Source organism: Pedobacter sp. GW822-FHT03F06 (assembly GCF_058801365.1).
Genome location: NZ_JBXANE010000015.1, coordinates 16,448 through 29,310, shown reverse-complemented (window position 1 = coordinate 29,310; position 12,863 = coordinate 16,448). Strand labels below are relative to the sequence as shown.

Annotated in this window: 7 protein-coding genes; 4 read left to right on the top strand and 3 right to left on the bottom strand. The window is 40.3% G+C overall.

What is annotated here, in order from left to right; genetic code table 11:
* Positions 1-3: 3 nt before the first annotated feature.
* From AC1RJ8_RS21845 to AC1RJ8_RS21835, 3 genes are read right to left on the bottom strand one after another with little or no spacing between them, the layout of a single operon-like run.
* Entirely contained in the window at positions 4-3,105 is a 3,102-nt protein-coding gene (locus AC1RJ8_RS21845) for a SusC/RagA family TonB-linked outer membrane protein (RefSeq protein WP_492955651.1), read from the bottom strand.
* Positions 3,106-3,137: 32 nt separating this feature from the next.
* Positions 3,138-4,151, bottom strand: coding sequence for a FecR family protein (locus AC1RJ8_RS21840; protein ID WP_492955650.1), 1,014 nt, complete (start codon positions 4,149-4,151; stop codon positions 3,138-3,140).
* Between the two features lie 46 nt (positions 4,152-4,197).
* Entirely contained in the window at positions 4,198-4,839 is a 642-nt protein-coding gene (locus AC1RJ8_RS21835) for an RNA polymerase sigma-70 factor (protein WP_492955649.1), read from the bottom strand.
* A 150-nt stretch (positions 4,840-4,989) separates the two neighbouring features.
* On the opposite strand from AC1RJ8_RS21835, the gene AC1RJ8_RS21830 reads away from it, so the two are divergent.
* The 4 genes from AC1RJ8_RS21830 to AC1RJ8_RS21815 all read left to right on the top strand — a co-directional run bounded on the left by AC1RJ8_RS21830 (position 4,990) and on the right by AC1RJ8_RS21815 (position 12,488).
* Complete coding sequence (locus AC1RJ8_RS21830) at positions 4,990-5,886, top strand: ROK family protein (protein ID WP_492955648.1); 897 nt, start codon at positions 4,990-4,992, stop codon at positions 5,884-5,886.
* A gap of 132 nt (positions 5,887-6,018) precedes the next feature.
* Positions 6,019-9,129, top strand: a complete 3,111-nt coding sequence (locus AC1RJ8_RS21825; protein WP_492955647.1) for a SusC/RagA family TonB-linked outer membrane protein — start codon at positions 6,019-6,021, stop codon at positions 9,127-9,129.
* A gap of 11 nt (positions 9,130-9,140) precedes the next feature.
* A complete protein-coding gene (locus AC1RJ8_RS21820) occupies positions 9,141-10,781 on the top strand; it encodes a SusD/RagB family nutrient-binding outer membrane lipoprotein (RefSeq protein ID WP_492955646.1) in 1,641 nt (546 codons plus the stop codon).
* A gap of 84 nt (positions 10,782-10,865) precedes the next feature.
* Positions 10,866-12,488: a LamG-like jellyroll fold domain-containing protein gene (locus AC1RJ8_RS21815; protein ID WP_492955645.1), complete on the top strand. Its 1,623-nt coding sequence runs from the start codon at positions 10,866-10,868 to the stop codon at positions 12,486-12,488.
* Positions 12,489-12,863 lie beyond the last annotated feature (375 nt).

Below are 12,863 nucleotides of genomic sequence, written 5' to 3'. Positions count from 1 at the left end.
CCTTTATTTGAATTTAAAATTAAAATTAATCCCAAATGTACGTGTTGCAGGCAATGAAGCCCCTTCTATCCCTGCGTAACCCAAAGTAGGCGAAAACTGCGATTCAGGATCTATATTTTTAGTGTATTTAAGCAAGGTAAACAGGTTCCGCGCCACCAGATCTATCCCTATACTGCTAAAAGGTGTTCTTTTAAAAAAATGTTCGTTAAAATTATAACCTAATGTGGCCTGCCTGAGCTTTACAAAACTGCCATTGAGTACCGATAATGTAGAAATATTGGTGGCTAGTTCAGGGTAATAGGCATAAGCGGGAACGTTAATGGCATTTTTTTGCCCATTTTCCAATACCCCATCGGCAACAATACCTGTTTCTCTACCGATTAAGGTGGCTTTATTTAAACCAAGCACATAACTGTAATATTCTGTTGCGGATAGGATTTTATTGCCAAAGCGATAATCGATCAAAAAGGAAAAACTAAACTGTTTATAGTTATAACTGTTGGTTATCCCGCCGTATAAAGTAGGCATGGTGCCACCCATTGGAATAAAATTACCCCGTTTAGGTATGCCATCCGATCCGATAATGATGTTTCCATTAGCATCCCGCAGATAATCATAGGCCATAATCTGCGTAATCGGTTTGCCTACCACCAGTGCCGTATTGGCATTTAATGGCCGATAGGTGCCCGTAAGCGTATAATTACTGTTGCCATCGATAGAAAGCAAGGTATTCTTTACCTTAGTCATGTTAAAGTTAATCTGCCATTTGCCCTTTGTAGTAAGCAAGGGTGTGTAGCCTAAAGCAAGTTCTATCCCTGCATTCCGGGTTTCGCCAAGGTTAACATAGGCAGAGGTAAAACCTGTGGTAACCGATTGTTTTGCATTAATAATTTCGTTGTGTGTAATGCGGTTGAAATAGGTAAAATCGATATCCAAACGGCTATTGAAAAATTTAAGGTCTAGACCGGCCTCTATTTCATTTAGGGTAAACGGTTTTAAATTGTAATTGGGTAAATCTCCTGAAAAACCACCTACTGGCACACCGTTTACCTGATTATCTACCGTATAATAGATCTGCGTGGTGTACGGGACAATGGGTTCGCCACTGGTTTTGGCAAAATCTAACCGCAATTTACCAAAATCGAGGGCTTTCAAATTCAGCAGATCTGAAAAAATAAAACTGCCTGATACCCCGGGTACAAATATGCCCCGGTTGTTAGCAGGCAAGGTAGAATAGATATCGTAACGCCCGGTAACAGAGAAGTTAAGATAACGCTGATAGCTGAGATCGGCAGTATAATAGGCCGATTCGGTTACAATTCTGGATATGGCCAATGTTTTGGTACTGGTAATCAGATTTTCTGGCACATACAGATACGGCACTTTAAACTGCGATCCTTTCAGTTTTTCGGTATTGCCCTTTCTTTCGCGGTAATTTGCGCCCATTGAAAATTCGAGGTTCAGTTTATCGCTCAGGTTTCTGGTTGCACTGAACAAAATATCGCTATTGAGTTCTGCAGTATGGTTTTGATCATAGGCATTTATACCGCCCTGCCGGTTGATAGAAAAAGCAGTTCCGGTGGGCAAAATACTGACTACTTCATCTTTACTAGAATCGTAGCCAATTCTGCCTTGCAGTGATGCCCAGCTGGCCAGCTTATATTTTAATACGGCTGATGTGATGTAACGGTTTCTATTGGCATAATCGGCCTGTTTGTTCATTAAAAAATAAGGATTAGTTTTATATTCATCCGCATTCCAACGCGTTTCAAAGCCTGTTCCGGTATCAAAACCTGGAGCTAAGATCGATTGATCTAAACTGGTGGCCAAAGCTGAAATGCCATAATTTGGATTTAAAGGGCCATCGCTGAGGTAACTTTTGTTTTTGTTTCTTTCGTAAATGTAGTTCCCAGTGAAACTTAACGATATTTTGGAACTTAGAGCCACTGTACCATAAAAATTTAACGTTTTCCGGTTTAAGGCTCCATTGCTTAAAACAGAATTGTAATCTAAATTGGAAACTGAAACACGATAGTTATTATTGGTATTTCCACCAACCAATGAAAGGGTATTAATAAAGGCGGGAGCAGTCCGGTAAAAAGTCTGGATGTTATTTTTAACAGGAGCATAAGGCCGCATAGAGCCATCTACCTGAGGGCTTAATTTACCGTCCATAAGTTCTCCCCAGCTCAACAACCCCGTGGTAATTGCATTGTAGAGATCAGCAGGACGTTTATTTTGTGTACCCTGACCATATAAATATTGAAAATCGGTAGAATTAACCGGCACATCGAAGGCCAGGTTAGTATTGTATTCGAATTTGGCTTTGGTATTCTCCCCTCCGCTTTTGAGGTTAATGAGGATTACGCCATTTGCAGCCCTGGCGCCATATAAAGCCGAAGCAGCCGAACCTTTTAATATCGTAATGGTTTCAATATCATCAGGATTGATATTGCTGATCCCATCGCCATAATCGGCCCCGCCATATTCATTTGCACTTCCACGAATGCTGTTATCAATGGGGACACCATTTACGATAAATAACGGAGAGGCAGCAGTCATACTAGAAACACCACGGATGAGTACGCGTGCCGCAGATCCCGGGCCACCGTTTACACCTGCAATGTTAAGCCCCGCTACCCTACCCTGCAGCGCCATAATCATATTACTTTCTCTTGCCTTGGCGATGGAAGAACCTTTAATGGTAGTTAAAGCATAGCCAACTTTCTGGTTGTCTTTTTCGATACCCAAAGCCGTAATTACCACCTCTTTTAAAAAACGGACACTATCAGAACCCATTTTTCCTTCGGTACTTTTTCTGATTACGATTAAATTATTAGGCAAAAGAGAATAGGTATAATCGCTATTGCGCAGCAATTGATCAATCACCTTTATGGCCTCCTCTTCTTCTACCTTGATGGATACCTGATGTTTAGGGATTTTAGATTCACTGTACGCGAAATGATAAACAGTTTGTTGTTGTATAGCTTCTACAACCTGCTCAAAATTTGCTCCGTTAAAATTTAAGGTTACTTTAGTTTGCGCATTGGCACATAGCGGAAAAATCAATCCAATTAACAATATGATTCTCTGCGCACAATTCATGGCTACAAATATACATTGCTTAACTGTTTGTGCTAACGGTAGATATAGACATTTTTCCCCTTTATCGAATAATTGAAATTTTCGATCAGTTTTAGCACATTTAAAGCTTCGGTGATGGTTTCTTTATCCACATGCCCGGTAAATTTCACCATTTTAAGTTCATCTTCTTTAAAGGTTATTTTAACATCGTACCATCGCTCAAAAAGCCTGGCAATTTCATCAAAACGGTTGTTTTTATAAATGAGTTCGTGGTTTGTCCATGCGGTTTCCATTACTTTGTCGTTCCCTGTTCCGGTAAAATGGGTGAGCTGGCTCAAATTTGGTTTACCACCAAGAAGTGTAAATTTATCGTTTGGCTTTAAGATAAAAGTTTGCCTGGTATTATTGTTAAGCGAGATAGCAACACTTCCCCTGATTAAGGTAGTTTCGGTAAAAGCATCGTTTTGGTAGGCCTTAACGTCAAACGCTGTGCCCAGCACTTTTACGGCCAATTGCTCCGTGTGTACAATAAAGGGGTGTTGTGCATCTTTTTTCACTTCAAAAAAGGCTTCACCCGATAGGTAAACATTTCTGGTATCGCCACTAAAATGTTCAGGGTATTTCAAACTACTCCCCGAATTCATTTTCACGGTAGAGCCGTCGGCCAGTACAATGGTTTTCACCTCTGCGGCTTTGGTTAACGCCTGAGTTAATACCAACTGATTTGTTTTATTGAAGAAAATTACCGCTCTATTGTATATCAATGTACCTGCAATAACAATAGCGATAACCGCAGCAACTTTTAACCAGATGCTGTAAGATTTATTTTTGGCCACCGTAAAACCAGACGCTCCAGGAACGGTAATTTGAGCTTTGATCCGATCAAAAACCTGATCAATATTTTCATCCTCAACGGTTTCAGATTCAAAATAAGTTTGTAGCTGTTTATATTCTGTTCTAAGCGCTTCGTTATCGGCTAAAATCGATTTCAGTTCAACAGATTCATCCGGCGAAATTTCACCAGCCAATTGTTTTCCAAGCAATTCTGTAAATCTTTGATCTGTCATTTTTTTTCCGCCCTTTATTGTATGTTCCTTTTTCTGTTAAAATTGCCTACAAGAAATAAAAAAAAGATAAAGTACCCACTAAGATAATCAGAGAGATCATTTTTCCAAGTTTTTTTTCATCCGGTCCTTTGTCTTGTAAGGGCTGTAATATTAAGCGGAGTTTTGCAATGGCCCTGAACAATTGGGTCTGCACCGTTCGGGGCGAAATGTTCAGCAGTTCTGCCACTTCCTTATATTTCATTCCACTTTCTTTAATCAATCTAAAAACAGTAGCTGCCTGAGGCGCCAAACCAGCAATGGCAAAGTCAAGTTGCCGGTGCAGTTCTTTGGTTTCCAAAATATAGTCTGGCGTTTGTGCTGTTACCGAAATATTCTCTTCAGCGTCAACTAAATCGATAAACGTAATTGAAGAATTTTTTTTAAGGTATTTAAGTGATTGATTTTTTACCGCGATAAAAAAATAACTTTCGGGATTTAATACATGGGTACTTGTTGCGCGGTTTTCCCAACATTTAACAAACACCTCGGTAACCAGGTCTTCTGCAGCCTGTTTATCAACCACATAGTAAATAGAAAATTTGATTAACCTACTGTACAGAAAGCGGTAAAGTTGCTCAAAAGATTTTATGTCATCCTCGAGACAAATCTTATTCCATAAAACGACTAGATCTGGCTTAGCTGCTTTCAACTTGGTTAGTTTGGTGAATCAAATGTAAGGTAATAAAAAATATTTCATAAAAAAATCTTCCCGCTGTAGGCAATTTAACAAAAAAAGGACTCTTCATTCGGTGCCATAATAAGGCGCAAGCCATTTATATATCTATTGAAGCAGAAAACGATGAATAAAAACAAATATGTAATGGGCATTGATATCGGGGGTTCGCACATTACGGCTGCCGTACTCGATATGCAGCAGCGGAACATTCTTAAAAATTCCTATACGCGCGAACGTGTCGACTCTCACGGTTCAACAGAACAGATTATCCACACCTGGTGCAATGCAATTACAGCAGCATATCGAAAGGTTGATATCCAAATTGGCCGTTTGGGTATTGCAATGCCAGGCCCTTTCGATTATGATAACGGCATCTCCTATATCGCGGGCAATGATAAATACGCAGCTTTTTATGGCCTAAACATAAAAGATATGCTGGCCAGTGAACTTCAGATCGACCGCGATCAGATTTTAATGAACAACGACGCTGCTTGTTTTTTGGCTGGAGAAGTATTTGCAGGTGAGGCAAGTGCCTATCAGCACCTGATTGGTATTACATTGGGAACAGGTTTAAGAAGTGCGGTTTATCATGAGGGAAAAGTTGATGATGCCAATTTATGGTGTGCTCCTTTTTTAGCTGGCATAACAGAAGATTATCTTTCTACACGCTGGTTTTTAAAACGTTATTATGAACTCACGGGGTTAAACATCCTAAATGTTCGCGAATTGACTATGCTTTATGATGAGAACCAGACAGTACGGAAGATATTTGCTGAGTTTAGCCATAACCTTGGGCTTTTCCTCAAAAAATTTCAACAGGATAATGTGGCTGAAGCCATTGTAATCGGTGGTAATATTGCCAACGCTTCCGATCGTTTTGTGCCCAATGTAATTAAATACCTCCATTCACAGGGCATTACTTCTCCAATACATATTTCGAAATTGAATGAAGATGCGGCTCTTGTAGGGGCCGCAGGTTGCTGGGCTACACCGACCTTTAAAAAGATCGAAAAAATCTAACAAAAAAAAATTCAATTTTCTTGTAGGCAATTTGTGTAAGCAAAATACTCTTATCTATAAAACAGCCTGGGTGGAATCCTTAAGGCGGTAAACAATTAACCAAATACTTATTCAAAATTATTCATAATGAATATGAAAAAATCTTTACAGCTCACCAGCTTATTGCTTTATGCATCAACCGGCTTGTATGCAGCTGCACCAATTGATCATTTTAATCGTGCTGTTTCTTTCCACGCTGTTTATCAGGATGTGATTAAAGGAACCGTAAAAGATGAAACCGGTGCTACATTACCGGGTGTAACCATTACGATAAAGGGTGCACAGGGCGGCACGCAAAGCAATACTTCGGGTCAATATAGCATAACGGCTAAAACGGGTGATGTTTTGGTATTCTCGTTTATCGGTTACCAAAGCAAAGAAGTTACCGTTGGTACGCAAAATACCATTGATATAACTTTAACCCCTGATTCTAAAAATCTAGAAACCGTAGTGGTAACAGCCTTAGGGGTAAAAAGATCGGAAAAATCTTTAACTTATACCACCCAACAAGTATCGGGCGAGGAACTGAATAAAGTAAAAAGTTCTAACCTGGTAAATTCGTTAAATGGTAAAGTTGCCGGAATGACGATTAGTCCGAGTTCTTCGGGTGTTGGTGGTTCCGCCAAAGTAATATTAAGGGGTAGCCGTTCGGTGAGCGGTAACAACCAGCCTTTATATGTAATAGATGGGGTACCAATCAGCAATAACGGTAATGCCAATGCACAGCAGAATAGCGTTTTTGGTGGCGGCCAGGATGGCGGCGATGGTATATCAAACTTAAACCCGGATGATATCGAAAGTTTAACCGTGCTGGAAGGCGCATCTGCCGCAGCTCTTTATGGTAGCCAGGCACAAAATGGTGTCATCTTAATCACTACCAAACAGGGTAAAGCAGGCAAAACACAGATTGGTTTTTCGTCGAGTTTAACTTTTGATAAAATTGCTTACAAACCCGAATTTCAAAACAGTTATGGCCCTGCATCTACCACAACCAGAGACAGCTGGGGAACAGCAATTAACAACACTACTGACAATGTCGATCAGTTTTTCCAAACCGGCACAAATGCAACCAATTCGATCAATTTTTCTGGCGGATCGGAAATTGCCCAAACTTATTTTTCTTATGCCAATACTTATGCAAGTGGCATACAGGAAGGTAACAAGTTAAACAGGCATAATATTAACCTGCGCGAAACAGCTAAGTTTTTAAACAACAAATTAACGGTTGATGGAAATGTAAGTTACATTAACCAGCGTATAAACAATAGTCCATCAATCGGATTATACAACAACCCGTTGGTTGGTCTCTACCTTTTTCCAAGAGGAGTTGATATTACACCGTACAAAGACAATTATTTGTTATCAGGAAATGTAGGTACTGCGCGCCAGAACTGGTTAGGTGGTTCTGCAGATATTAACCAGAACCCATGGTTTTTAACCAACCTTAATCCGAATACCGCCATCAGAAACCGCTTTTTATTAAGTGGGAATGTGAAATATGAGTTTACGTCATGGTTAAATCTTCAGGTAAGGGGAAATATAGACCGTACTACAGATGATTTCGAAAACAGACGTTATTCGGGCATAAACGGAAACTTTAACTCAAACGGTAGAGGATACTTATCTCAGAATACTCAAACTTACATACAGAAATATGCCGATGCGATATTAAACGTTACGGTGCCGATGAAAGATTCTGACTTTAAAATTAATGGATTAATTGGTGGTAGTATTAACGATCAGAAAACGGCGGGATTATCTTTAGCGGGCGATTTGAGTGCAGTTGATTTATTTACCCCAAATAATACCGTTGTGGCAACAGCAGGCACCTATACCTCTGATGTATTGAACACCACAAAAGCAAATGATGCTTTCCACAGCCAATTGCAAGCCGTATTTGCAAACGCGAATTTATCCTATAAAGATTGGGCATTTTTAACTTTAACAGGTAGAAACGACTGGTCTTCAAACCTGTCATTCACCCCAAATGTTTCTTATTTTTACCCATCTGTAGGTTTGTCATTCATCGTATCGCAAATGGTTAAATTACCAGAGGCGATTACTTATGCCAAAATAAGAGGTACTTATGCAGAAGTGGGTAACACCGTGCCAGCATACTTAACCTTTATCCAAAATACTTTGGGTAATGGTGGTGCACTTACCATTAACACCAACAGGGCATTTGCTGAGCTAAAACCAGAAAGAACAAAATCTTTCGAGATTGGTACTGATATGCGTTTTCTAGCCAACCGTTTAAACTTTAGCTTTACCTATTATAAAACAAACACCAAAAACCAATACATTCCTGTTAAGCCAGCTCCTTCTGGACTTGTTGCAACAGGCTACTTAAATGCAGGTGATGTTCAAAATCAGGGCATACAATTTACTTTAGGGGCAGATGTATTAAAAGGCGATGGCCTTAACTGGAATACATCCATTAATGGATCGTTGAACAGAAACAAAATTATTGATGTAGCGGCAGCGCAACGTTTAAATTCGATCGATTTAACAGGTGGCGGAAACAATGCCTATATCTCGCGTATAGCCGCAGGTGGATCTTATGGTGATATTTATGGCTACACCTTACAAAGAGATGCAAATGGCCGTATCATACTAAATGGTGATGGAACTGCTACAAACCCATACTTTCCGGTTAAAAGTGCAGATTATAGCCTGATTGCAAATGCAAACCCTAAATTTCAGTTGGGTTGGAACAACAGTTTCAATTACAAAGATTTTAGCTTAAGCTTCCTGGTAGATGGTAAGTTTGGGGGCAAAGTACTTTCGCTAACCGAAGCATTAATGGACCAGGCAGGAGCTTCAAAAGCATCGGGTGATGCAAGAGCGCAGGGCGGTGTTAAAATTGATGGTGTAGATGCCAGCGGAAAAGCAGTTTCGGCTACCATCAACCCGCAAAGCTATTATTCATTTTTAGGCGACAGAAACGGTGTAACTGGCGAATATGTGTACAGTGCTACTGTGGTGCGCTTGCGCGAAGCTTCGATAGGTTATAATTTACCTTTAAAAGGAACATTTAAAAGCATGCGCCTTTCATTAATTGGTAGAAACCTCTTCTATTTCTACAAAAAAGCACCTTACGACCCCGAGGTTACCATGTCTACCGGTAACGGCTTATCGGGAATAGATGTTTTTAACCAACCAGTTACCAGAAGTTTTGGTTTTAACCTTAATGTTTTATTTTAATCCGAACAAACATGAAATCGATATATCATTCATCTCAACATAAAATTAAAGGCTTGTCGTTAGTTTTACTTTTAGCCGTTGCTGGCGTAAACCAGGGTTGTAAAAAGAACTTTGAAAGCTTTAACACCAACGATAATTTACCGACTACCGAACAAAGTTTAGCATTATTGCGATCGGCAATTGGTCCTATTCAGCAAAATATATTTTCTAACTACCAAATTGCACAGAATTTAAGTTCTGATGCTTTTAGTGGGTACATGATGGCTCCAACACCATTTGGCGGTGGTATTAATAACATGAACTATTCACTTAATAATGGCTGGAATGAAACCGGTTTTAACGATCAATATACCAATGTTATGGCGCCAATTTCTAAAATTGCCATATCGCCTTTAAAAGCAACTGCACCAGAATCGTGGGGTATATCGCTTCTAGTACAGGTAATTGCGATGAATAGGGTAACCGATAAGTTTGGCCCGATTCCTTACACACAGGCAGGTAAATCATTAATTTCGCAAGCGTACGACGACCAAAAAACGGTTTATACCGAATTTTTTAAACAGATTGATACAGCAGCAAATAACCTGCAGGCTTTTATCACAGCAAACCCTGGCAAAAAAGCCTACTACGATTCTGGCGATCTGGTTTATGGTGGCGATGTTGCTAAATGGCTTAAATTAGCCAATTCGCTAAGGTTACGTTTAGCCATGCGCATTGTTAAAGTTGATCCGGCTACAGCAAAGTTGCAGGCAGAAAAAGCAATGGCTGCAACAGGTGGATTAATGACTGTACCAAGTGATAATGCGGCTGTTACGCAATCGGGAAACAGAAATAACGACCTTTGGAATGTAACCGTAAATTACGATGGCGATAACGCAATGGGCGCTGCATTACAATCTTACCTGGTTGGTTATTCTGATCCACGTTTATCCATATACTGTACACCAGCTACCGATCCTCTTTTTGCAGGACAGTATGTAGGAATCAGATCGGGAGCGAATACTTCTTTTAACGGTTTGGGCAAAGCTGGGTACAAAACCTATTCGAGCTTAAATGCTTCTTTCCCAGATAATTCAAAATCACCTATCGGACAAAAAGCACCACAAATTTTAATGACCGCTGCTGAAGTTTGGTTTTTAAAAGCTGAAGCGGCTTTGCGAGGTTGGACAGGTGCAGGAGATGTACAAAGTAATTATGAAACAGGTATAAATACATCAATGCAACAATGGGGCGCTAGTATTGGTGGCTACCTGGCCGATGCGGTAAGCAAACCAACCGCTTATGTAGATCCGAAAAACCCAGCTAACAATGCGGCAGCAGTAAGTACCATCACCATTAAATGGGATGGGGCGGCATCTAATGAAGTGAAATTAGAGCGGATTATTACGCAAAAATGGTTGGCTATTTTTCCTGACGGAGCTGAGGCCTGGGCTGATTTCCGTAGAACAGGTTACCCAAAACTGTTTACAGTAGCCAACAACAATAGCGGTGGTACAATCAATACCCAGTTGCAGATTCGCAGATTGCCATATCCAACAGCAGAATACGGCAATGGAAATAAAGATGAGGTACGTAAAGCCGTAACCTTGCTTGGTGGCCCTGATAACGGAGGTACCAGATTATGGTGGGATGTAGATAAATCAAATTTTTAACACACAAATTTACCAGGTAGGGTGACGTTAGTTATCCTACCTTTTTTATATTAAACCAATTTCTAACCAAAAATTTTTAAACCTATGAGAAAACTAACCGTTTTCGGCGTATTGCTGTTAACAGCTTTCGCCCTGTTGTACGCTTGTAAAAAAGCCAATTCTGAAAAAGAAGACAACCAATTAAACACCAAAAGTACAGCCAGAGCCGCTACCAATGCCACTGCGCTGGCCCTAACTGCTCCATTCATGACCGCCTATGTAGAGGTAAACAGCAACAATTTTGTAAATCCGGGCTGTTATACCTATGGAACTTCTGCCACTCAGTTATTTGGTGTTTCTGTTATTTTCGCTGCCAATATCAATTCGGTAAATGGCACACCTACGCTCTACTTCAATCCACAGGTGCAGGAAACCTTAAATTCGGGCAAGGTAGCTTACCTTAAATCATTAGGTATCAAAGTAGTGCTCGATGTACTTGGAAACCATCAGGATGCAGGCTGGGGTTGTTTTACCACTTATGCCAAGGCCGATGCCTTTGCCATTCAATGTGCCAACGCTGTACAACAATACGGTTTAGATGGAATTGACATTGATGACGAGTATTCTGCCTGTACGGCCAATGATGGTTCGCTGGTGCTTGCAGCAGCAGCACTTAGGGCGCGTATGGGTGCCGATAAACTCATCACCATGGCTGCATTTAATCAGGCCAATTATTTTACTTCTACTTATAACAACCAAAAACTGGGCGATATTTTAGATTATGTATTTGAGCAAACTTACTTCTCCACAAATTATGCTGGTCGTTTACAGCCTTACATCAATGCTGGTGTACCTAAAAGTAAATTAGGTTTAGGGACAGATTTAGGCAATAGCGACCAGGCAGCGGTAGCCACTTATGTGAAAAATAATGGTTTGGCCAGCGCCATGGTTTATAATGTGGCCAACAACTCACAAACTAAATTATCGGCCATGTCTAACGTACTTTATGGATCGGCAACTGCTGTAAAACCAAACTGTATTGATGGCACTGGAGGTACACCACCAGCGGGAAATCGTTCATTGGTTTTCGACGGTACCAATGAATACTTAAATTCGAATACCTTCAATCTTGCAGGCACCAGTTTAACTTATGAAGCATGGGTTAAACCAACTGCCTTTAAAGCTACCGCTCCAAATATTTCCACCATTATGGGTATAGAAGTGAGCGATGCCAATGTGGCTCTGCTCCGTTTAGGTGATGCTTCCTTAGCCAATAATAAAGTACAGTTTGTATTGAACACAGGAGGTACAACACCTAAAAAATTAAACTCTGCTACAGCGCTAAGTGCCAATACCTGGTATCATATTGCAGCAACATACGATGGGTCGACCATGAAAATCTACATCAATGGTACTTTAGATGCCAGTATGAGCGCAACTGGTAATATTGCTGCTAACGGCACATTCCAGATTTCGAGAAGCTGGGACGCCAATAGAGGTTTTAACGGTCAGTTTGATGAAATACGGGTTTGGAAATCGGCATTGGCACAGTCGACAATTTCGGCCAATAAATGCAGTGTAAGTGCAACAAGTACCAACTTAGAGGCCTATTGGAAATTCGACGAAGGTACTGGAACCACCATTGCAGATGCAACCGGACATGGCCACACCGCAAGCTTGCTTAACATGGAGAGCACCGATTGGTCTACCACCGTTCCATGTTTATAGGCCCTCTTCAAAACAGTTAAATTACTGGAAAACCTAAGAGGTTGTATCATAAATATCGAATTGTCATCCTGTCCGAGGGACTCCTTCGGAGAATTTATCGAAGGACAAATCGATTTTAACATTATGATACAGCCTCTTTTAAATTTTCCCCCATCGTTTCTACATACGCTTTTCTATGGTAAAGCGTTTCTATAGCTTAGGCTTTAGCTTCAAATTCGATATTATATCAATTTAGCGATTTGCTTACTAGCATACCATTTCTATCTTTGTAACCGTTATCTTTGCACGAATACAGATTTAGGTTAAAAAAATGTGATTTTTCATGATTAAAACAACAAAACTGTACTCGTTTTTGTCCCCTTTTTGGAATAGGAT